The 22,370-nt window shown below is 56.7% G+C and carries 25 protein-coding genes; 6 read left to right on the top strand and 19 right to left on the bottom strand.

From position 1 onward, the window contains the following. Positions 1-5: 5 nt before the first annotated feature. The 4 genes from nusA to pip form a co-directional block, all read right to left on the bottom strand. Positions 6-1,622, bottom strand: a complete 1,617-nt coding sequence (nusA, locus tag HGT1_RS12415; protein WP_176250271.1) for a transcription termination factor NusA — start codon at positions 1,620-1,622, stop codon at positions 6-8. Next, a complete protein-coding gene (gene rimP / locus HGT1_RS12420) occupies positions 1,623-2,201 on the bottom strand; it encodes a ribosome maturation factor RimP (RefSeq protein ID WP_176250272.1) in 579 nt (192 codons plus the stop codon). It lies immediately after the preceding gene. A 149-nt stretch (positions 2,202-2,350) separates the two neighbouring features. Continuing rightward, complete coding sequence (locus HGT1_RS12425) at positions 2,351-3,205, bottom strand: ABC transporter substrate-binding protein (protein WP_176250273.1); 855 nt, start codon at positions 3,203-3,205, stop codon at positions 2,351-2,353. Further along, entirely contained in the window at positions 3,202-4,173 is a 972-nt protein-coding gene (pip, locus tag HGT1_RS12430; protein WP_176250274.1) for a prolyl aminopeptidase, read from the bottom strand. The genes HGT1_RS12425 and pip overlap by 4 nt, the downstream gene beginning before the upstream one ends. Positions 4,174-4,221: 48 nt before the next feature. On the opposite strand from pip, the gene ubiG reads away from it, so the two are divergent. Next, the gene (gene ubiG / locus HGT1_RS12435; RefSeq protein ID WP_176250275.1) at positions 4,222-4,968 is read left to right on the top strand and encodes a bifunctional 2-polyprenyl-6-hydroxyphenol methylase/3-demethylubiquinol 3-O-methyltransferase UbiG; all 747 of its coding nucleotides are present in this window, start codon (positions 4,222-4,224) and stop codon (positions 4,966-4,968) included. 9 nt (positions 4,969-4,977) lie between these two features. Here the strand turns inward: ubiG and HGT1_RS12440 are convergent, their stop codons facing one another. From HGT1_RS12440 to HGT1_RS12455, 4 genes are read right to left on the bottom strand one after another with little or no spacing between them, the layout of a single operon-like run. After that, positions 4,978-5,415, bottom strand: coding sequence for a MarR family winged helix-turn-helix transcriptional regulator (locus tag HGT1_RS12440; RefSeq protein ID WP_176250276.1), 438 nt, complete (start codon positions 5,413-5,415; stop codon positions 4,978-4,980). Between the two features lie 7 nt (positions 5,416-5,422). Next, the gene (locus HGT1_RS12445) at positions 5,423-6,253 is read right to left on the bottom strand and encodes a carbon-nitrogen hydrolase family protein (RefSeq protein ID WP_176250277.1); all 831 of its coding nucleotides are present in this window, start codon (positions 6,251-6,253) and stop codon (positions 5,423-5,425) included. Next, positions 6,253-6,510: a glutaredoxin 3 gene (gene grxC, locus HGT1_RS12450; protein WP_176250278.1), complete on the bottom strand. Its 258-nt coding sequence runs from the start codon at positions 6,508-6,510 to the stop codon at positions 6,253-6,255. Before grxC ends, HGT1_RS12445 begins: the two co-directional genes overlap by 1 nt. Before the next feature lie 37 nt (positions 6,511-6,547). After that, complete coding sequence (locus HGT1_RS12455; protein WP_176250279.1) at positions 6,548-7,276, bottom strand: ComF family protein; 729 nt, start codon at positions 7,274-7,276, stop codon at positions 6,548-6,550. Positions 7,277-7,294: 18 nt separating this feature from the next. Between HGT1_RS12455 and HGT1_RS12460 the strand changes: the two genes are divergently transcribed. Beyond that, positions 7,295-8,113, top strand: coding sequence for an SAM-dependent methyltransferase (locus tag HGT1_RS12460; RefSeq protein ID WP_176250280.1), 819 nt, complete (start codon positions 7,295-7,297; stop codon positions 8,111-8,113). Between the two features lie 53 nt (positions 8,114-8,166). Then, a complete protein-coding gene (hemH, locus tag HGT1_RS12465; RefSeq protein ID WP_176250281.1) occupies positions 8,167-9,213 on the top strand; it encodes a ferrochelatase in 1,047 nt (348 codons plus the stop codon). A 135-nt stretch (positions 9,214-9,348) separates the two neighbouring features. On the opposite strand, the gene HGT1_RS12470 is transcribed toward hemH, so the two are convergent. After that, positions 9,349-9,528, bottom strand: coding sequence for a hypothetical protein (locus HGT1_RS12470; RefSeq protein WP_176250282.1), 180 nt, complete (start codon positions 9,526-9,528; stop codon positions 9,349-9,351). A gap of 140 nt (positions 9,529-9,668) precedes the next feature. Further along, the gene (locus HGT1_RS12475; protein WP_176250283.1) at positions 9,669-10,274 is read right to left on the bottom strand and encodes a L,D-transpeptidase; all 606 of its coding nucleotides are present in this window, start codon (positions 10,272-10,274) and stop codon (positions 9,669-9,671) included. A gap of 170 nt (positions 10,275-10,444) precedes the next feature. On the opposite strand from HGT1_RS12475, the gene HGT1_RS12480 reads away from it, so the two are divergent. Continuing rightward, entirely contained in the window at positions 10,445-10,954 is a 510-nt protein-coding gene (locus HGT1_RS12480; protein ID WP_176250284.1) for a CAP domain-containing protein, read from the top strand. 39 nt (positions 10,955-10,993) lie between these two features. On the opposite strand, the gene HGT1_RS12485 is transcribed toward HGT1_RS12480, so the two are convergent. The 8 genes from HGT1_RS12485 to HGT1_RS12520 all read right to left on the bottom strand — a co-directional run bounded on the left by HGT1_RS12485 (position 10,994) and on the right by HGT1_RS12520 (position 20,113). Next, a complete protein-coding gene (locus HGT1_RS12485) occupies positions 10,994-11,494 on the bottom strand; it encodes a murein L,D-transpeptidase family protein (RefSeq protein WP_176250285.1) in 501 nt (166 codons plus the stop codon). An 85-nt stretch (positions 11,495-11,579) separates the two neighbouring features. Next, on the bottom strand, positions 11,580-12,353 hold the full coding sequence (locus tag HGT1_RS12490; protein ID WP_176250286.1) for an ion transporter: 774 nt from the start codon (positions 12,351-12,353) through the stop codon (positions 11,580-11,582). Positions 12,354-12,364: 11 nt separating this feature from the next. Beyond that, positions 12,365-13,603, bottom strand: coding sequence for a class I SAM-dependent RNA methyltransferase (locus HGT1_RS12495; protein WP_176250287.1), 1,239 nt, complete (start codon positions 13,601-13,603; stop codon positions 12,365-12,367). Between the two features lie 39 nt (positions 13,604-13,642). Next, a complete protein-coding gene (locus tag HGT1_RS12500; protein ID WP_176250288.1) occupies positions 13,643-15,472 on the bottom strand; it encodes an ABC transporter ATP-binding protein in 1,830 nt (609 codons plus the stop codon). Between the two features lie 2 nt (positions 15,473-15,474). After that, positions 15,475-17,310 (bottom strand): ABC transporter ATP-binding protein, encoded by a 1,836-nt coding sequence (locus HGT1_RS12505; RefSeq protein ID WP_176250289.1) that lies wholly within the window; start codon positions 17,308-17,310, stop codon positions 15,475-15,477. A gap of 67 nt (positions 17,311-17,377) precedes the next feature. Further along, the gene (locus HGT1_RS12510; RefSeq protein WP_176250290.1) at positions 17,378-18,562 is read right to left on the bottom strand and encodes a CCA tRNA nucleotidyltransferase; all 1,185 of its coding nucleotides are present in this window, start codon (positions 18,560-18,562) and stop codon (positions 17,378-17,380) included. Next, entirely contained in the window at positions 18,541-19,083 is a 543-nt protein-coding gene (locus HGT1_RS12515) for a CoA pyrophosphatase (protein WP_255200204.1), read from the bottom strand. Before HGT1_RS12515 ends, HGT1_RS12510 begins: the two co-directional genes overlap by 22 nt. A gap of 43 nt (positions 19,084-19,126) precedes the next feature. Next, positions 19,127-20,113, bottom strand: coding sequence for an Hsp33 family molecular chaperone HslO (locus tag HGT1_RS12520; protein WP_176250292.1), 987 nt, complete (start codon positions 20,111-20,113; stop codon positions 19,127-19,129). An 80-nt stretch (positions 20,114-20,193) separates the two neighbouring features. Between HGT1_RS12520 and HGT1_RS12525 the strand changes: the two genes are divergently transcribed. Further along, the gene (locus tag HGT1_RS12525; RefSeq protein ID WP_176250293.1) at positions 20,194-20,637 is read left to right on the top strand and encodes an NUDIX domain-containing protein; all 444 of its coding nucleotides are present in this window, start codon (positions 20,194-20,196) and stop codon (positions 20,635-20,637) included. On the opposite strand, the gene HGT1_RS12530 is transcribed toward HGT1_RS12525, so the two are convergent. After that, positions 20,624-21,826 (bottom strand): fused response regulator/phosphatase, encoded by a 1,203-nt coding sequence (locus HGT1_RS12530; RefSeq protein WP_255200192.1) that lies wholly within the window; start codon positions 21,824-21,826, stop codon positions 20,624-20,626. The genes HGT1_RS12525 and HGT1_RS12530 overlap by 14 nt on opposite strands. 209 nt (positions 21,827-22,035) lie before the next feature. On the opposite strand from HGT1_RS12530, the gene HGT1_RS12535 reads away from it, so the two are divergent. Beyond that, complete coding sequence (locus HGT1_RS12535) at positions 22,036-22,368, top strand: Hpt domain-containing protein (RefSeq protein WP_176250295.1); 333 nt, start codon at positions 22,036-22,038, stop codon at positions 22,366-22,368. Positions 22,369-22,370 lie beyond the last annotated feature (2 nt).

Consider the following 22,370-nt stretch of genomic DNA (forward strand, 5'->3'; position numbering starts at 1 on the left):
TACGATCAGGCCTCGGCCTCCTCGTCTTCTACGTCGTCTTCTTCGACTTCGGTTGTTTCCAGTTCGGCCGGATCAACCCAACCCAGCAAGACGCGGGCCGTCATGATCAGGTGCTGCGCTTCTTCCAGCGACATGTCAAACGGTTCCAGCGTGCCATCGTCTTTGGTCCGCACGCCATCGACTGTCGTCCAGCCACCGGCCAGCTCCCAATCTGCGCATGTTGCAAAGTCTTCCAGCGTTTTTACGTCGTCTTTGGCCAACGCCTCAATCATTTGGGGTGTCAGACCTTCGAATTCAATAAGCGTGTCATCCACGCCCAATGCACGCGCTGCGTCCAGGGCCGCGTTGTTCTGCGCTTCCAGCACATCACGGGCACGTGCCTGCAATTCGCCAGCAGTTGCTTCGTCAACGCCGTCGATCACCAGCAATTCGTCAACTTCGACATAGGCGACTTCTTCCAGACTGGTGAACCCTTCGGAGACCAGCAACTGGGCAAAGAATTCGTCCAGATCAAGGTTGTCCATGAACAGTTTGGTACGCAGTTCAAACTCGGCCTGACGGCGCGCGCTTTCCTGCTCTTCTGTCATGATGTCGATGGTCAAACCGGTCAGCTGCGATGCAAGGCGCACGTTTTGACCACGACGGCCAATCGCAAGGCTCAACTGCTCTTCTGGAACGACGACTTCGATCTTGCCAGCTTCCTCGTCCAGAACAACTTTGGATACTTCAGCAGGCTGAAGCGCGTTCACCAGGAATGTGGGCTGGTCTTCGTTCCACGGGATGATGTCGATCTTTTCACCCTGAAGCTCGTTTACCACGGCCTGAACACGCGAACCGCGCATACCAACGCAGGCACCAACAGGATCGATGGAGCTGTCATGAGAGATCACAGCGATCTTGGCGCGCGAACCGGGGTCACGAGCAACGGCCTTGATTTCGATGATGCCATCATAGATTTCGGGCACTTCCATCTTGAACAGCTCGGCCATGAATTCCGGCGCCGTACGGCTCAGGAAAATCTGCGGGCCGCGCTGCTCGCGGCGCACGTCCTTGATGTAAACGCGGATACGGTCGTTCGGGCGATAGGATTCGCGGCCGATTTTCTCGTTGCGGCGCAGGATCGCTTCGCCAGCGCCCACATCGACGATGACGTTGCCGTATTCCTCGCGCTTGACCAGACCGTTGATGATCGTGCCGGCGCGGTCTTTGAATTCTTCGTACTGACGGTCACGTTCTGCTTCGCGGACCTTTTGCAAGATCACCTGCTTGGCGGATTGTGCTGCGATCCGGCCCATTTCGACGGGCGGAACTTCTTCGCTGAATTCCTGACCGATTTCGGGGTTGGCCATATATTGCTTGGCCTGCTCGACGGTAAATTCAGCCTGATAGTTTTCCAGCTCGTCATCGGCCACAACGGTACGCACACGGGTGAACGTCGCGCGACCTGTCTTGCGGTCGATGGCCACGCGAATGTCCATTTCAGCGCCGTAGCGGGACTTCGCCGCACGGGCGAGCGATTCTTCCATCGCTTCGACCACCAGATTGGGGTCGATCATCTTTTCGCGGGCAACAGCCTCGGCGGTTTGCAGCAGTTCAAGCTGGTTGGCTGATGTAATGGCCATTTAGTCGTCTCCCTCGGTGGACCCTTCGGTCTCGATGTCATCGAATTTGGTTTCGTCAATTGCACCCGACGCTTTGCGCTGGCGCAGCATTTCTTTGATCAGATCGTCGGTCAGGACCAGTTTGGCATCCGTAAGCCAGTCGAACTTCAGGCCGATCGTGCCTTCTTCGACATTGATCAGCACTTCGTCGCCGTCCACCCCGGCCAGCGCACCCTTAAAGCGGCGGCGGCCATCAATCAGATCACCGGTTTCAATCTTGGCCTCATAGCCTTCGAACATGTCGAAATCCTTGAGACGTGTCAGGGGCCGGTCGATACCGGGGCTGGAAACCTCCAGCGTATATTCCTCGACGATCGGGTCTTCGACGTCCAGCACGGCACTGACGGCCTGACTTACCAATGCCAGTTCATCAACTTCGATCCCGCCATCGGGGCGGTCGGCCATAATCTGCAACGTGGTCTGTTTTCCCGACATCAGGCGAACGCGCACCAGTTCAAACCCCAGATCCTCGATCACCGGTGTGATGATCTCGGCCATGCGGCGGTCGATGGCGGCTTTAGCAATCAGATCGTTGTTCATAGTCTCTCTTATCATCCTGCAATTTTCAGCAGGCATAAAAAAACGGGCGCGCGGCCCGTGTTCAAGATCGGTGGAGCATCTGGTGTGGACCCGAATGCGCCGCTGTTGAAAGGGGATATACGCCGTGATGCCCGAAACTGCAAGCCCCGTTAGGCGAACCACCAGCGTTCAGCCGCGCGTAGGTTGTCCAGGGGGCGATGCTGGCCGATTCTAACAGGCATTGCCACGCTGCGCGAAACAGCATGTGTCATGGCGCGGGAAAACGGGAGTTGGGCAATGTCATCAAACCCTTGCACCAATCCGGCATCATCAAGATCGGCGGCATCTACCAGGTATTCTGCCAACGCCTGCGCCCGAACGGCATCAGATGGAACCGAGACCAGTTCGACCGCATCGAACCATCCGGCAGTGTTCCCCTTGTAGTGATCCGCCACGCGTTCGGCCAAAACCTGCTGACCGGGGGTGAATTTTTTCAGACGGTACAACCCTGTACCGATCCCTTGATCAGCGGCATGCAGGGGCCGGATAAAATGATCAGGCCCCGCCAGCGTAAAAGGCAGGTCCATCGCAGGGGCATCAAGGGCAATACAAATCTGATGGTCGTTCAAAACCTCGACCCGCCCGTTCAGTTGCAAAGACCCGGCAACATCGCGCGCCGTCATTGGCTGACCGTCATGAAACGCCACATCCTGACGCAGATCAAACATCCAGACCCGGCCATCATCAGACCCTTGCCATCCGGTCGCCAATTCACCGCGCAAGGTGCCATCGGCGGCAACTTCGGTCAGGGTGTCGAAAATCAGCCCCTGGCGCGCGACCTTCATGAACAGACCATCGCCCTTGGCCCAACTGTCGCTGCGTGATGCGCCCGAAAGCGCCATCCGCAAACGCCCGCCTTGCTGTGGCATCGCAGCAGCAGACACACCAGTCGCCGCCAGCAACGCGGCGGCAGCACCCGTGGCAAACAACGCACGGCGATCCATCAAGGAACGGGTTTTGGTCATTGGGCGGCAATCCTGTCCATCGTGCGCACCAATTCTGCACTGATTCCGGGCTCAGACAAGGCATGACCCGCATTGCGCACCATCTTCAGCTCCACATTCGGCCAGGCTTGGGCCAGATTATAGGCGCTTGTGGGGGGGCAAATCATATCATAGCGGCCTTGGACGATAACGCCGGGAATATGGGCAATGCGCGGCACATGCGCAAGGATTTGGCCGTCAAATTCCAGAAAGCCCGCATGCGTGAAATAGTGATTCTCGAGCCGCGAGAAGGTGCGTGAATATTCCCCCGGCCCCTCGTGACCGCCGCCCGACGAATGGATCGACGCCAGCGCATTTTCCCATGCGGCCCATGCCTTGCCGTATTTGATCTCGGTCTGCATATCGCCGCAGAAAAGCCGCCGGTGATAGGCCGCAATCAGATCATCGCGTTCGTCTTCGGGGATCAGGTTCACAAAACGCACCCATAAATCCGGCCAGAATTTTCCCGCACCGCCACCGTAAAACCAGTCCAGTTCGGCTTGGGTCATCATAAACACACCGCGCAAAACGATGTTACGCACGCGATCGGGATGGGTCTGGGCATAAATCAACGCAAGCGTAGCACCCCAGCTGCCGCCAAAGGCGATCCATTTGTCGATGCCCAACGCTGCCCGGATACGTTCAATATCGGCTACCAGATCCCAAGTGGTGTTATTGGTCACCGAGGCAAAGGGCTTTGACCGCCCACAGCCGCGCTGGTCAAACAGAATCACATGGTATTTTTCAGGGTCGAAATAGCGCCGCATCGACGGGCTGCACCCGCCTCCGGGCCCGCCATGCAAAACGACAACAGGTATCCCGTTGGGGTTTCCGCATTGTTCGAAATACACGGTATGACCATCGCCCACGTCCATCATCCGCTGATCAAATGGATCAACGGGCGGATAAAGATATTGAACTGCGTGCTTTTGGTCCGGGATTTTGTCCATTACAGGCCTATATAGTCTTTGGACCTAAAAGAGCACAGAGAGATCAGAATGCAAGCGCCACTAAGCACCGTTGACCCCGCCGAGATTGAAAAGTTTCAGGCCATGGCCGCCGAATGGTGGGACGAGAATGGCAAATTCAAGCCGCTCCATATGCTGAACCCCTGCCGGTTGGAGTATATCACTAACCAGATTGCAGGCGAATTTGACCGTGACCTGAAAGCCCCCCTGCCGTTCAAGGGGCTGCGCATCCTTGATATAGGCTGCGGTGGCGGGTTGCTGTCCGAACCGATGGCGCGTCTGGGGGCCGATGTCGTCGGTGCAGATGCCGCTGCGGGTAACATTCCCGTCGCGCAGCTTCATGCCGAACAATCCGGCCTGACCATCGACTATCGCCACACCACAGCCGAAGCACTGGCCGAAGCAGGCGAGCAATTCGATGTCGTTGTGAACATGGAAGTGGTTGAACATGTTGCCTCCCCCATTGATTATCTGACCGCCTGCCGCCAGTTGCTGAAACCCGGTGGTTTGCACATCTGTTCGACCCTAAACCGCAATCCAAAGTCATTTATGATGGCGATTATTGGCGCTGAACACATCATGCGCTGGCTGCCAAAGGGCACCCATGAATGGTCAAAATTCATCACACCGGATGAATTGTTTGACCTGCTGCGCAACGCGGGGCTTACGCCGGTTGATCGCAAGGGTTTTGTGTTTAATCCGATCCTGTGGTCCTGGAGCCTGTCTGATCGCGACCTGAGCGTGAACTATGTAACCGCAAGCACCAAGCCTGCGTAAGGTCTTGCGCTAGTCCTCGGAATGCCTGCGCAACGCGCGCAGGGTTTCGAGGGTCGCACGCACCTGATCTTCGCCCAATTCATCGGCAACATTGTTAATCAGTGGCGTAATCGAACGTATCGCGTCATCGCGGGCATTTCGACCGGCGGGGCTGATTGCCACCATCTTGCGGCGTGCGTCATCCCAATCGGGGCGGATGTGAACATAGCCCGCCCAAAGCAGCTTGTTCAGGGTGTTGGTCATGGCACCACGTGTAACATTGAACGTCTCGGCCAGCTGCGCGGGTGTCTTTTCACCCTCGTGCCAGGCCAGATTATTCAGCACCGAAAAATGCGAAATTTCCATGCCTTTGGGCAGCACCCGCGTCAAACGGTTGCGCATCTTTTGATCAGCAGACAGCAATTCGCTGATCAACGTAATCGCGAGTGAGTTTCGGTTTTCCATCATAACTTGGTCAAGGTGCCTGAAATTCACGGCGGTTGGCAAGGCTTGGAACGCGGCGGCGCGCATCTGCAAGGCGGTTCATGTCCATCTCGAACGGATATACGCCGGGGGCCTCTCCCGCATCCAGGATCACCTCGCCCCAAGGCGCAACCGCCAGCGAATGGCCGTATGTGAACCGCGTTTTGTTGGTTTCGCTAAGATGTTCGCCCGTTTGCGCGGGGGCCAAAACAAAACATCCTGTTTCAATTGCCCGCGCCCGCAGCAACGTATGCCAATGTGCCGCACCGGTAACCGGCGAAAACGCGGCAGGCATCGTCAGAATATCAGCACCCGCATGCGCCAATGCCTGATAAAGCAACGGAAACCGCATATCATAACAAATGCTCATCCCCACTTTGCCAAAACCGGTATCAGCCACGACCGCCTTGTCACCCGGACGGTAGCCGGCTGATTCGCGGTAGCTTTCGGTGGCATCGATATCGACGTCGAACATGTGGATCTTGTCATAGCGGGCGACGATCTGGCCATTGGGGTCGACCATGAACGATCTGTTGGCAAATCGCCCGTCCGCATCGTCCGTCTTTAGCCCCAGCGAACCGATCAGCAGCCAGATCCCCTTGTCCCGCGCCACATCGCGCAGGGCAGCAAGGGTGATATCTTCCGCCTCGTGTGTCAGCACCGTGCGCTGGTGGTCACGGCTGGTCGACACACAATTCGTAACTTCGGGCGTCAGCACAAATTGCGCGCCCTGGTCCGCGGCATCCCGCACCATTTCAAACGTACCCGCCAGATTGCGGGCCGGATCATCCGTGACGTTAAGTTGAACCAGGGCTGCTTTCATCACGCTGCCAACAAGGCATCCAGCTTGCCCGCGCGTTCCAGCGCATACAGGTCATCACAACCGCCCACATGGATATCGCCAATGAAAATCTGCGGCACCGTGCGACCACCATTGGCGCGTTTGATCATTTCGGCCTTCCGCTCGGGGTGCGCCAGAACATCAACCTCGGCAAAGCTCACGCCTTTTTCATTCAGCAACCGCTTGGCCGCGTGGCAAAATCCGCAAAGCGGCGAGGTGTAAATCTCAACGGGTTTCATGGCTGTGTCCTTTTCAGCAAATCAGTTGAACACAGACTTAGGTGTCTTTGGCCACTCTTGCCAGTGTAACAACGCGTATCGGACCTGCACCAGCATCAATACAGGCGCGCGCCGCTGCAAATAGAGTCGCACCGGAGGTCATCACATCGTCAACGATCAAGACCGGTCGGCCCAGCATAAGGTGCTGCCGCTTTGGATGGGCGCAAATCGCGTCCTGTAGGATTTCAAACCTTTCGATCCGGCTTTTGCCATCCAGCGATGCGGTTTTACGGACGCGTCTTAGCAGATCAGGGCACCACGCCAGCCCCGTTTCCCGCGCCAATGCCCGCCCCAGCAACGCCGACTGGTTATACCGCCGTTTGACCAAACGCTGCCAATGCAACGGAACCGGCGCGACAAGCGTTTCGGCTGGCAATTGTCCGCGAAACGCGCGGGCCATCCAAAGAGCAGCGGGTTTTGCGATTTCCTGCCGGTCGCCATGTTTCAGCGCCAGCACCATCTTGCGACCCGTATCGGCATATAAAAACGCCGACCTGCCCTGCACCCATGGCGGCGGATGGGCAAGGCACCCGTCGCAGTGCGAAACCTCGCCTTCGCTGCCACCGGGCAGTGGAATGCCGCAGCTGTCACAGACCACGCCGCCAATAAACGCCGTATCGCGCCAACACGGGCCGCACAGGCCTGCGTGCCGGTCAACCGCCCCGCCACAACTCAGGCAGGCGGGCGGATAAATTAGACCAACAGTGGTTTGTATCTGGGCCAGCATCACCGTATTATTCCTTGCATGAACGCACAAAATATCCTCACGGACATCACCGCCCTGTCCCGCAGCCGAAGCCGCGCCAGCGATGACGGGCTGTTCTTGCATCGCGCAGCCTTGGACGAGGTCGATGATCGGCTAAGCTTGGTTAACAGGACGTTTACCAAACCGGCCATTGTCACCGGATTTCCGCAGGTCTGGGGCGATCTTTATCCCCAAGCGCCGGTTGTGCCGGATACCGACACGTTGGCGCTGGATCAAAAGGCGCATGATCTGGTGGTTCATGCGATGAGCCTGCATTGGGCCAATGACCCTGTGGGCCAGATCATCCAATCCCGTCGCGCGCTTGAACCTGACGGGTTGTTTCTGTCGGTCAGTTTCGGCGGGCAAACCCTGAACGAACTGCGCGCCTGTCTGGCCCAGGCCGAGGCACAGATCACCGGCGGCCTGTCGCCCCGCGTGGCCCCGATGGCCGAACTGCGCGACATCGGCGGCTTGTTGCAGCGGGCCGACCTTGCCCTGCCTGTCGCTGATTCTGTGACGCTCAAGACCGAATACACCGACATCTGGCACCTGATGCGCGACTTGCGGGCGATGGGTGAAACCAACGCAATGCAGTCACGCCTGCGCCGCCCCACGCGCCGCGCGGTGTTCCAATCAGCAGCACAGCTCTACCAAGACAACTTTGGCACTGAAACAGGGCGCATTTCAGCGACCTTTGAAATGGTCTTTTTGGCGGGGTGGGCCCCTGCGGATAGCCAGCCAAAACCCTTGCGCCCCGGATCAGCGCAACAGCGGCTGGCAGATGCGCTTGCCACCAATGAAACCCCGCTGAACGATTGACGTAACAGACAAACCGTCTATCTCACCGCTATTCACGTAAAAAGGATATCCTGATGACCAAGTCTTGCCCAGTCCATGCCCAACCGGATCACCCCATGATCCCGACACCCAAGGTGGGCATTCTACTGGCCAACCTAGGCACGCCGGATAACTATGATTACTGGTCAATGCGCCGTTATCTGGGTGAATTTCTGTCGGATCGTCGCGTTATCGACTACAGCCCGTGGCTGTGGCAGCCGCTGCTGCAGCTGATCATTTTGACCAAACGCCCCTTTACCAGCGGCGCTGCGTACAAGTCGATCTGGAACGAGAAAGACGGCGAAAGCCCATTGATGACGATCACAAAAGCCCAAACTGCCAAGATCAAAGAGACGATGCAGGCGCGGTATGGTGACGCAGTGATGGTCGATTTCTGTATGCGTTATGGCAACCCGTCGACCAAATCCAAGGTCGAGGCACTGGTCGAGGCAGGCTGTCAAAAGATCCTGTTTTTCCCGCTGTACCCGCATTACGCCGGGGCCACGTCGGCCACCGCAAATGATGCGTTTTTTGCGGCCTTGGCCAAGGAAAAATGGCAACCGGCGGCCCGCACGGTTCAGCCCTATTTCGATCGTCCCGATTATATCGACGCCTTGGCGACCTCGATCGAAAACGCCTATGCGAAGATGGAAACCAAGCCGGACAAACTGCTGTGTTCGTACCACGGTGTGCCGCAGCGCTATCTGATGGAGGGCGACCCCTATCACTGCCAGTGCCAGAAAACGACGCGCTTGCTTAAGGAACGGTTGGGCTGGGACGACACCCAGATCATGACCACCTTCCAGTCGAAATTCGGCCCCGAAGAGTGGTTGCAGCCCTATACCGTGGAAGAAGTCGCGCGTCAGGCCGAAGCAGGCAATAAAAAGATCGCCGTCTGCGCGCCTGCGTTTTCAGCGGATTGCATCGAAACGCTCGAAGAGATCAACGAAGAGATCAAGGAAAGCTTTGAACATGCGGGCGGTGAGGAATTTCACTATATCCCCTGCCTGAACGACGACGACATGCACATCAAAGCGCTGTCTAACGTGATCGAAGAAAACCTGCAGGGGTGGATCGACTAGGCCAGTTTGCCTGATCCTCAAGCTTTTGCCCGCTTACGCATTCAGGCGGGCATAGCTTTGGGTCTTTTCTTTGGAAAAAAGACATAAAAAAAGGCGGTGCAGAACACCGCCTTTTATTCGTGTCACGTGACTGAATTAGTCAGCAACAGCAGCAGCAACAACAACGAGCAGCAGCAAAGGAATCAAAATGCCCGAAGAAGAAGAGGTGGACTCTTCAACGATTACGGGTGCTTCGATGATTGGATCTGCCAGCGAGCCAGCAAATGCATTCGATGCAGCAGCTGTCAGTGCAGCGGCGAGAACGAGTTTCTTCATATCATAACCTCCAGAAAAGGCGTGCCTCACAAGGTGATAGCACGCGCCCAAGACTTACCTCGTGAAACTTTCTAAACAGCATATCCGGGTAATTGCAAACCCGGATTCAGCGTTTCAGCCCCACAATCACCGAAATATCGTCAAATAAGCAACACTTGGGTACCGACGTTCGTCAGTTCGAAAAGCTCGGCGATGTGCTCGTTATAAAGCCCGATGCAGCCGTTTGACGACCGACGGCCAATTTTGCGCGTATCGTGGGTGCCGTGGATACGATAATATGTCCAGCCGAGGTACAAAGCGTGCGTACCCAAGGGGTTATCAGGGCCCGCTTCGATCACGGCCGGCCACTCAGGGTTGCGCTCCAGCATGGATGGTGTCGGGCGCCATGTCGGACCAACCACCTTTTGAATGACACTCGTACGGCCACGGCGGGTCAGCTCGGCTGTCAGCGGAACGCTGGAAGGGTAGAGCTTATAGACCGACTGGTCGTCGGACCAGAAGTGAACGGCGCGGCTGTCAATATCGACCAGCACAGCACCTTTGTTGGTATTGCTAAAATACGGCCGCCAATCCAAAGTCCGAAAGCTCGAGATGTTGCGACGCACGGTCTCAGTGACGTCTCTCTCGGTTTCTGTGGTTTCGGTACCGTTTACGCTGCTTTGCGCCAGCGCGGGGCTGGCCAACATTGCAGCACTGCCGGCCAAAAATGCACGGCGCGACGACAGATTGAATTTGTGGTCAGACATTGGATGTCTCCTGGAAATGAGAAAAGCCCGATATTGTTACTCATATATGACCCGAAAGTCGCAGTATCAAATCAAACCGACGTTAACAGGCGCACTCACGCTGATGTGCGTTTGATCTGCAACGCTGGTCAGGGTAAGGGATCAAAAACCAAATTGAGTGGAGCTGCGCCATGATCCGTCTATTTTCCATCCTGATTGCCCTGTCCGTGGCGTTGGCCGCCTGTACGCCTGCACCAACCACAATGGGCACCGATGGCAAAGCGCTGCCAAAAGTATACCGCATCGGCCGCAGCGATTCCGGAAAACTCCAGTTCCGTATGCTTGATTCGGTCAACGCATTGCGCAACGCATCCGGCCTGTCCCAGCTTCAGCTTGATGCCAAACTGAACGCTGCCGCCGCGACACATTCCCTCGATATGGCGAACCAGAACCGCCCTTGGCACTTTGGCTCTGACGGATCATCCCCAGTGGATCGCATCCAGCGCGTTGGATACACAGGCGCGTTGGTTGGCGAAGTTATCTCGGAAACCTACGAAACCGAGATGGAAACCCTCGCTGCCTGGATGGAACAGCCCGATACCCGCCGCATCATCATGGCATCCGATGCCGTGAACATGGGCTTTTCGTGGCACCAGGAAAGCAATGGCAAAATCTGGTGGACCTTGGTCATTGGCAAGTAACCCGGCGGGTTACTTTTCGCCAATTCCCCGAAGGATACGCTAGGGGTTCAACGCGATAGGCGTGCCATCTCCCACCATCGCATAAATATCCTCGATCTCTTTGTTAGTGACTGAAATGCAGCCCCACGTCCAATCGTGACGGTTCTTTTCACCGGGCCTTTTCTGCCCGTGAATAAAGATATCGCCACCGGGCTTTTTATTCAACGCTGCAGCGCGCGCGCGGTCTTCTTCGTTGGGGTACGATATTCCAAGCGACAAGTGGAACTTGCTGTTCGGATTGCGACGGTCAATCAGATACAAACCCTCGGGTGTTTTACCATCGCCCTCGTGCAGCTTATGCCCGACAGGCGCAAAGCCCAACTTGAAGTCATAGGACTCAAGCACCTTGTCCTTGTGCATCAAGTACATCCGGCGGTCCGCCTTGTTGACGATCACATAGGTGACCTCGGGGCCACTATACCGCTTGAATTTGCTGTCACCGCCACACGCACCAAGGGCCACCAATGCGGTGCCCCCCAAGATCAAATTTCTGCGTTTCATTTACATGCCTCGTTTCGCCACGGCCTTTTCGACCTTTATCAGCTTCGCCTAGCATGTAGCAAAAATTTTCGAGGTCAAAAAGCCGTTACTGTTGCTGTTTTCCAGCCAACTGTCGTTCGATCAAATCGAGCTTGCGCATGACTTCTTCGCGGTAAACATCCGTGCGCTGCACCTCGTCTGCCTGATGCGCGTCTTGCATCGAATTGACGATCAAACCGACCAACAGGTTCACCACGGCAAAGGTTGTCATCAGAATGAACGGCACGAAAAACACCCACGCATAGGGGTAAACCTCCATTACGGGGCGGACGATTCCCATGGACCAGCTTTCCAATGTCATGATCTGGAACAGCGAATATGCGCTGGCAGGCAGCGACCCGAACCATTCAGGGAACGCACTGCCAAACAGCTTGGTCGCGATCACAGACCCGATGTAGAAAATGATCGTCATCAGTAAGAACACCGACCCCATGCCCGGCAATGCGGTGATGAACCCTTCGACGACGCGGCGCAAACGCGGGGCGACCGAAATCACCCGCAAGACACGCAAAATCCGAAGCGCCCGCAGAACCGACAGCCCTTGCACCGCCGGCACCAAAGCAATCGCCACAACTGCAAAGTCGAACAGATTCCAGCCGTTTTTGAAAAAACCGGTGCCCCGCCCGATGATCTTGAGCGTGATTTCAATGATGAAAATCGCAAGGCAGACGGAATCAAGAAACAGGATCGTCGGGCCAAAAGATTCCATCAGGCTTCGCGAGGTTTCCATCCCAAGCAATGCCGCATTGAAAACAATCACACCAATAATGAAATTGCCGACTGCCGGGGATTCGACCCAGGCATTAAGACGTTCGCCCATGGATGTGCTGCCTATCTGTGTTTGCGTTTGACCTCGGGGGCAGTGAACTGCGCCGCAAGCTCCACATGGGAAGACCAGCGGAATTGGTCAACAACCTGAACCCAATTAAGCGTATATCCCGCAGCGATCAAAACGGCAGCATCCCGCGAAAAAGTCACAGGGTTGCATGACACATAGGCCACGACAGGCGGCATTGCTTTGACGATCTCGGCCACCTGCGCTTCGGCTCCGGCGCGGGGCGGGTCCAGGACGACCGCATCGGTTTTGGCCAGTTCATCCGGTAACAACGGACGGCGGAACAGATCGCGTGTCTCAAACGTAACGGGCTTTAGCCCCTTCGCCATGCGCCAACCGTGATCCAGCGCCGCTGTCATGCCAGCGTCCCCTTCAACGGCGTGTACTTCGGCGTTTTCGGCCAGCGGCAGGCTGAACGTGCCACAACCGGCGAACAGGTCGATCACATGACGGGCAGACCCGACCGCGTCACGCACGGCAGTCACCAAAGATGCCTCGCCTTGCGGGGTCGCTTGCAAAAACGAACCGGGGGGCGGGGTTACCTTGGCCACGCCAAAGCGTTGAACCGGCGGCGTCCGCATGGCGATCACGTCGCCATCCCACGTCAGACGGGCAAGGCCCAGCTTATCACACAGATGCGCTAGCTCCTGACGCAACGGCCCATCCAGCGGCTTGCCGTTCTGAACCGAAATATCCAGCCCCGCCCGCGAGGTCGTCACGGTGACGGCCAAGGCAGCCTTGCGGCTGGTGCCAACAACGGCCAGTTGTTCCGCGATCGGGATCGCGGCCATCACCGCAGGGTCCAGCAACTGGCAACCCGGTATTTCGATCACCACGTCTGATCCGCGCCCATGGAACCCGGCCATCGCGCCCTTTTTGGTGCGCTTGGCGGCAAAGGTCGCGCGGCGACGTGATTGCGGTGGCGAGGTCTGGATCGGCTTGAAAACCGTCTCGATCCCGTGTGCATCAAGCGATGCCTTGACGACACCCATCTTGAAATCCGCCACGAAACTGTCCGAGGCGTGCTGCAACTGGCAACCGCCGCAGGCTTTGAAATGCCTGCACGGTGCCGCAACGCGGTGTTCCGAAGGCTTAACGATGCGGATGTCGGTCAGGGTTTGCCCGTCGGGCGTACCTGTGACGACCTCTCCCGGTAAAGTCATGGGGGCAAAAAGCGGGCCGGCGGCAATGCCGTCGCCCAGGTGACCAAGTCGCTGAATTACATATTCTGTCATACACCGCGCATAGCGCGAAGGAAGCGCCAGCAAAAGCCCCTATTCAGCGGCCTTGATATCAAGAAACCCGCCGGACTGGCGTTGCCAATAGCGCGCATACAACCCGTTTTGCGCCAGCAGCGCATCATGGGTTCCGATTTCAACGATCCGGCCAGCTTCCATAACGGCGATCCTGTCCATCTCGGTCAGGGTCGACAGACGGTGCGCGATGGCAACAACGGTTTTGCCTTCCATCACCCGGGTCAGCGCGGTTTGAATGGCGGCTTCGACCTCGCTGTCCAGCGCGCTTGTTGCTTCGTCCAAAATCAGGATCGGGGCGTCTTTCAAGATCGCACGGGCCAAGGCGATGCGCTGGCGTTGTCCGCCGGACAGTTTTACACCCCGTTCGCCCAGATGCGCAGCATAGCCTTTGCGCCCTGTGTGGTCTTGCATGTTCTTGATAAACTCATGCGCCTCGGCCTTGGTGGCGGCGGCAATCACTTCTTCCTCGGTCGCGTCGGGTTTGCCATAGCGGATGTTGTCAAAGGCCGACCGGTTGAACATCGCGGTTTCCTGCGTGACCATCCCGATCTGACGCCGCAGGCTTTCCTGCGTGACGTTGGCGATATCCTGACCGTCGATCAGAATGCGCCCTTCCTCCAAGGTATAGAGCCGAAGCAGGAGCGAAACGAGGCTGGACTTGCCCGCCCCTGACGCCCCGACGATGCCCAGCTTTTCACCCGGTTTGATATCCAGCGCCAGATGTTCGACGCCTCCGGCCTCGCGGCCATAGGTAAAGCGGATATCGTCCAGCGTGATTGCACCGCGGTCCACAACCAGATCCTGCGCACCAGAGACATCACGCAACTGCTGGCGCGGGGTCAATGTGCGCATGCCGTCTTCGACTTCGCCCATGTTTGCGTAAAGCCCCATCAGCGTAAAGCTGACCCAGCCCGTCATCTGCGCCAAGCGCAAAGACACCGCACCCGTTGCCGCGATATCGCCCGCCGTCACCAAACCCAGCGACCAATACCAAAGCGCACCGCCAACCAGCAGCACCGGCAAAAGCCCCGCAATCGTCATCAGCCAAAACCGAAAAGAGACACTAACACGGCCAAAATCAAGGCTTGTGTCCAAAAACTTGTTCATCGCGCCAAGGGCGGCACGGTCTTCGAAATCGGCATGGGCGAATAGTTTCACGGTTTTGATATTGGTGATGGTATCAACCACCTGCCCAGTCACCATCGCCCGCGCACCGGCACGCGCCTGCGAAAACTTGCGGACGCGGGGCATGAAATGACGGATCAAAAAGACATATCCGACCATCCACAACACCAGCCCTGCCGCAATCCGCCAATCCACCGTTCCCAGCAGCATCACAGCCCCGACAAAAGACGCCGCCGCGAACAACACTGTGTGGATCATTTCAATCACCACATCGGTCAGGGCGCGGCTGGTCTGCATTTCCTTTTGCGAAATCCGGCCCGCAAAATCATTGTCGAAAAACGTAACCGCCTGCCCCAAGGTATAGCGGTGCAGCCGCGACAGGGCGATGTTGAACACATTCGGCCCCACGACAATGGACTGCATATAAGAACTAACGCCGAAAATCAGCGGCCGCAGGACCAAAAAGAACCCCAGACAGCCGATCATCAAACCCGTCTGATCGCTGAAAACCGCGCTTGGCGTCGATGACAATGCGGCGTCCACCACCCAGCCCAACACCAGCGCCGCCAAGACTTCGACCACACCTGCCGCGATGGAAAGCACGGCCGCCAAAGCCAACGCATAGCCGCACCCTTTGAGCGTCCAGCCAAAGAACGGCAGTAAACGCTGCGGCGGGTCGCCATCTGCGGGAGCAAAGGGGTCAATCCAATTGGCAATCTTCATCTTCACAAATCTTCCGTCTTGAGGAACCCGCCGGATTGCCGGCCCCAGAAATCAGCATATAGCCCGCCATTCGCCAAAAGCATCTCATGGGTGCCTTCTTCGACGATGCGCCCGGCGTCCATCACCAGAATGCGGTCCATTTCAGCAATCGTCGACAGACGGTGCGCGATGGCGATGACGGTCTTGCCTTCCATCATCCCGTACAGCGTTTCCTGAATGGCGGCTTCAACCTCGCTGTCCAGCGCGCTCGTTGCTTCGTCCAGCAGCAGGATCGGGGCGTTTTTCAGAATGACACGCGCCAAGGCGATGCGCTGCCGCTGCCCACCCGACAGCTTGACCCCCCGTTCACCGACTTGCGCGTCATAGCCCGACCGTCCGTCGGCATCTGCCAGATCGGTGATGAAATCATGCGCTTGGGCTTGCTTGGCGGCGGCGACCACCTCGTCATTCGTGGCGGTTGGCCTGCCGTATAGAATGTTTTCGCGGATGGTGCGGTGCAACAGCGCGCTGTCTTGCTGCACCATGCCGATGTTCTGGCGCAGGCTGTCCTGACCGACCTTGGTGATGTCCTGACCGTCGATCAAAATCTGACCGGTTTCGGGATCGTAAAACCGCAAAAGCAGCTTTACCAGGGTCGATTTTCCGGCACCCGACCGCCCGATCAACCCAATCTTTTCACCGGGTTTCACGACCAGATCAACCTTGTCCAATCCCCCCGACCCGCGGCCATAGTGATGGGACAAACCGATCATCTCGACCCGCCCCTTGGTCAGATCAAGCGCCGCCGCACCCGCATCATCCACAAGGGTTATCGGCTGGGCAATCGTCTCCATCCCTTCGGCGACGACGCCAAGCTGCTGAAAGAACGTCGATAGCGCCCACATGATCCAGGCGGTCATGGAGTTCAGCCGCAAGGTCAGCGCAGCGGCGGCTGTCACGGCACCAACCGTGGCGTGCCCGTTAGACCACAAAAAGAACGCCCAGCCCACGACACCAACGATCAAAAACCCGTTCAAAGTGACCAGACACACGTCCATCACCGTGAAAATGCGCATTTCCTTTTGAAAGGTTTTGCGGGCATTTTCGATCGCTGACTTGGCATAATTCACCTCGCGGTCATGATGCGCGAACATCTTGACCGAATGGATGTTGGTATAGCTGTCAACGACCCGCCCCGTGACCTCGGACCGGGCATCTGACGCCGCTTTGGACGCGACGCCGACACGCTTGACCGTCCAACGGGTCAGCAGCGCATAAAGCGTAAACCAAATCACCAGCGGAACCAGCAACTGCCAATCCGACGTTGTCAGCAAGATCGCAGCCCCGATCAGATAAGCCAAGGAATAGGATATCGCGTCAAAAACCTGAAACACGACCTCTCCGGCGGCGGGGGGTGTTTGCATGATCCTGTTGGCAATGCGCCCGGCAAAGTCATCCTCGAACCAGCCGACCGATTGCCGCAACACCTGCCGGTGCGCGCGCCAGCGAAACAACGTGCCATAGTTGGGCATAATCGCGTTGTTCAGCAGCAACACATCCAAAGCTTGCAACGCAGGCCGCAGGATCAGAATGAACAAACCGACCAAGATGAATTCAGTCCCGTATGTTTGCCAAACCTCTGCCGGCGACCCATCCAGCAGATCCACCAGACGCCCCATGTAATAGATCAGCCCGATTTCGATCGCGGCGACGACAATCGACATGATGCCAGTCAGGATGAATACCTTTTTGAACGGCTGGCTATAGTCGCGAAAAAACGCCCACAGCCCGGTTGGCGGTGTGTCCTGCTCGGGGTAATCGACATAGGGGTCGACGAGGTTTTCAAAAAAACGAAACATGGCAGGCATTTTCCAACGGTTTGGTTTGAAATATTGACCGTTGGTGACAAAAAGCCATCCGTTGCGATCAATTATCCGGTGTATTCAATAAAGTTGCAGGATCGGCGGTAAAATCCGATGCGATCCATACCGTCTCTAGCTGTTTTAGACGTTTGCCAAGCGTGGGCCCTGAATAGTCAGGCATCAGATCACCTGCCTTGATAGGAAAGACGGCTTGGGCTGCGTGATGAATCGTCTCTAACATTGGTAAATCGGGCGGAGTTTCAGCCATACAGGCCCGAAGCAGCAACGCACCCTGCGCAATCCCCTCACCATTTCGATAGGCGATTTCTGCAAGGCCCGGCCCTTCATACGCGGCAATCCTCAAGCGCTCCAACTCTCGCGCGTCGGCTTTGCTTAGCTTAAGCCGCTCTGCCACATCATCCCCGCCAAGTGCGGCAAGCCGCCACAACCAGTTGATCGACAGCCCTGCAAGCTGTTCAAAATGCACTAACATGCCGACCCAACGGTCATCCGATCCGGGCAATACCGTGGGCAACACCCCGGTCTGGCGCATAACTGCCAAGGATGGTGCCGGGTCCGGTGCCAGCAAAAGCTTTTTCATCTCGGCACCGACCCGCTCTGCCGACAGTGTCTCTAACCCATCGGTATTCGACGCAATTGCCGACAAGGCATCTGGATCAAACCCGGTATTTGGGTCCGCGTACCAGGCACAAAACCGGAAATACCGGAGCGTTCTAAGGTAATCCTCGCGAATGCGGGCATCCGCATCTTCGATGAACCGCACGCGGCGGGCACGCAGGTCTGCCATCCCCTCGAGCGGATCAATAATGCGACCAGACGCATCGGCATATAGCGCGTTCATGGTGAAATCGCGGCGGCGCGCGTCGTCATCAATATTGTCCGAAAACGCAACAACAGCGCGGCGACCATCGGTCTCAACATCCCGACGAAAGGTTGTCACCTCGAACGGTTTACCGCCCGAGACGACCGTAACCGTTCCATGCTCGACACCCGTTGGCACGGCCTTTAGCCCAGCGCGCGCGGCCAAGGCCATCACCCGTTCAGGCAATGCATCGGTCGACATGTCCACATCGCTGTCAGGCACGCCCAACAACGCGTTGCGCACACAGCCGCCAACAAAGTAAATGCGATGCCCGCCTGCTTCCACAGCTTCGCAAACCGCCTGCGCATCCGAATCGGCCAGCCAGCTGGTGTCGCCGGGAAGGGTTAAGTCATACGTTCTGTCCATGCCCGCAGCATACGCGCGGTTGCACCCCAAATGTAATAGGGGCCGTAGGGAACAACGTAATAATGCCGCTGTTTTCCACGCCAACGACGCGATTGGATCAAATAATTATCGGCGTTCAACACGTGGCTTAGCGGCACAGTAAACACTTCTTCGACCTCTCCGGGCTCGGGAAGAAAGTCAAAAACGTCTCTAACAAGGCCAATAACAGGGGTCACGTGAAAGTTGGTCACTGTTTCATGGGCAGGCAACGTGCCCAAAACCTCGACCAGTTCAGTCGGCAGCCCGATCTCTTCGCGCGCTTCACGCAAGGCGGCGGCAATCACATCGACATCGCCATCGTCCTGCTTGCCACCCGGAAACGCGATTTGCCCCGGATGGTGCTTTAGCGACGATGACCTTTTGGTCAGGATCAGTTCAAGCCGGCCGTTCTTTTCAATGATCGGGGCAAGGACGCCCGCAGGCCGCAAGACGCGATCCGCAGGCAGCACGACATCCTTGTTCAGGTCGAAATCGGACGACATGACGCCCGATTGCGCCAGCGCCGTCCGAAAACGGTTGATCTGATCATTCACCACGGGCGGCTTCGGCCTCAAATCCAACCGTCTTTGGGTCAAGATCATAATGCGCGCTACAGAACTGGCAATCTGCGGTCACACGGCCATCTTCCGTGGTCATCTTTTCGATGTCCTTGGCAGAATAGATCGACAGGCTTTGGCGCACACGGTCTTCGGAGCAGGAACAACCGAAACGTACCGGTTGGGTATCGTAGACGCGCGGTGTTTCCTCGTGAAACAGGCGCAACAACAAATCCGTGGGCGGCAAGGTCGGCCCGATCAGCTCAAGCTCGTCAACCGTATCAAGCAAAACATTGGCGCGCCGCCAGTTTTCACCTTCTTCTCCGTCAACCAGATCATCAGGCGTCAGGATATCGCCGGTTCCTTCGGCTTTGGCCGCAAAGGGGGACGCTTTGGGCATATGCTGCAACATCACACCACCTGCGCGCCAATGCTCGGCCTCGGTCGGCATCGACGATTTGCCAAAACTCAGCTGAAACCGCGTCGGCAACTGTTCGGACTGTGCAAAATACGCTTCGGCACAGGCAGACAGCGACCCACCTGCCAGTGGTGTGATCCCCTGATACGGGGTCATCCCTTTGCCTTGGTCGATCATCACGGCAAAATACCCTTCGCCAACCTGATCAAAGGCAGGCGCGTCGGTAATGCGATCCGCATCAAAGCTGGCATAGGCGCGGATGCGGGCCGGTTCGCCTTCGTCGGAGGGGCCATAATAATCAACAGCGATCATGCGCACGGGGCCATTTGACTGGACCTGCAACTGCAATTTCCACCTCAATTTGATCGTTTGGCCAATCAACGCGGCAAGCAAAGCCATCTCAGCGACCAGGGCTTCGACCTTTTCGGGGTAATCGTGCTGACGCAAAATCCCTTCAAGGACGCCATCCAGACGGGCAACGCGGCCCCGGATGTCGGACGCATCAAGTTGAAAGGGAAGAACGGTGTCGTCCCACGCGATTTTAGTTCCTTGGTTCATCAGGCTTTCCTTACAGGCGGACGATTGGCATACCGCGTCTATATAAGGGCAACAAGCCACACGAAAAGGGGTGTCACGTCATGCGAAGATTCGGAGAGCCGCCATTGGCGGGGAAAACCTATACCTTGCGGCCCGGTGCTTACGCGATATTGCCCCTGAAAAACCGGTTCTTGATGACAGCGCAACTGTCACCGCAGGTGGATGTACAGCTGCCCGGTGGTGGTATTGATCAAGGCGAATCACCCCTTCAGGCGCTGTACCGCGAGGTGATGGAGGAAATCGGCTGGTCCATCGCGTACCCCCGCCGCTTGGGTGCATTCAGGCGGTTTGTCTATATGCCTGAATATGACCTTTGGGCTGAAAAACTGTGCCATATTTATGTTGCGCACCCCATCCGCCAGATCAAAGATCCGATCGAACCCGATCACACCACCATCGTTCTGTCTGCCGAAGAAGCGCTTACTGTGCTGGGCAATGACGGGGACCGGTCATTTCTAGAGAAATATCACGCTAGCGCCCGGTGAATTCGAACAGAATTCCCGACACATCATCCGGAAAATCCCCCTGACCCGCGAATTCGGCCAGCTTCCACAGCATCGCCTCAAGCAAGGGTGGCCCTGTAACGTCGCGCAGTTCATAAAGCAGATCGGCAAGGCCTTCCTCCTGAATCATTACGCCATCGAGGTTGGGGCATTCCGTCACCCCATCCGATAAAATCAGCAGCCGGTCACCCGGCAACAATTTCAATTCGAATTTTCCATATTCGACACCCGCCATAAGCCCGACAGGAAACCCCCCCGGCCCGTTCTGTTCGATCTGGCCACCACGCCGCTGCACAACCGGATGGGGGTGGCCGGCCTGACACATGGATACATGCCCTGTGGTCAAATCAACCTCGGCCAAAAGCAGCGTGAAATAATGCTCTGTCTCCATTTCGCTTAGCACAAGTTCGTTCAGCTCGGACACGACCTCGTCCGGGGGACGCATGGCATAGGTTCCGTTGCTTTGCAGGATCAAAGCGATGTTTTGATCGGGCACGGCAGCAGACAGATAGCCTGCCAGCCGCGCTGTCATCAGGGCGGAACTGATGCCGTGGCCGGACACATCGATCCCGAACAGGCCCAGTTTGGTATCGTTAACCGGAAAGAACCCCACCAGATCCCCACCAACATGGCCGCTGGACCGCAACAAAAGCGAAAGCGTTCCACCATCAAAATCACGGGTGCGTTCGCGAACCAGTGATTGCTGCAATTTCTTTGCTTCTATCAGATCCTTATCAAGCAGGTCATAGACGCGCTGAAGTTCGTCCAATGTATGGGTGATAATCAGGTTTTTATCGGTCAACTGCCGCTGCATTTCCAAGATACGTTCGCCCGCCGCGATCCGTGCGCGCAGTTCGTCAACATCGACCGGTTTGCTTAGAAAATCGTCGGCACCACTGTCCAGCCCCTTGGCAACTTCGGCCTTTTCACTTTTTGAGGTCAGTAGAATAAAATAGCCATATTGCGTTTCGGACAACGCGCGAAATTCACGGCAGAATTCCAGACCGGACATACCGGGCATAACCCAATCGCTCAGGACCAGATCAGGCAGGCGATCTTTGCATTTCTCGATGGCCTCGGGGCCTGATGCCGCTTCCACCACCTTGAAACCCCATTTTTTCAGCGACGCACCAAGGATACGGCGCTGCAATTTGCTATCATCCACGACCATGGCAAGCTGCATAACGCCAAGACGTTGCGCTGAATCTGGGATTGGCTGGCTCTGGGGCATTTATTTGCGCAACTCTCAAGCTGAAAACACCGCCCTACTGCACGGTTATTTAACAGCTCATGAAGCATAAAAATTGAACAGAAAAACGGCTCAGGCCCACGCGCCGTTAATCTTGGTCGTCTATCCATTGAATGTATGGAGGTTGCACAATGATTGACTGGGCACAGATCAACACCTTGCGTGATGACGTTGGAAAAGAAGAATTTGCTGAAATTATCGATATTTTTATCGAGGAGGTAGAAAGCGTTTTCGAAAGGCTGCGCACGACACCCGACCTGAAAAATCTGGGTGATGATCTGCACTTTCTTAAAGGCAGCGCCCTGAACCTTGGGTTTTCGACATTTTCAGAACAATGCCAGCAGGGCGAAGCAAATTCGGCGGCGGGTCGCGCGGATCAGGTCGATATCCCTACAATATTATCAGCCTATTATGAATCGAAGGCGGAATTCCTGTCGGCACTACCCATGGCCCTGACCCGCTGAAA

The organism is Sulfitobacter sp. HGT1 (assembly GCF_013282155.1).
Lineage (GTDB): Bacteria > Pseudomonadota > Alphaproteobacteria > Rhodobacterales > Rhodobacteraceae > Sulfitobacter.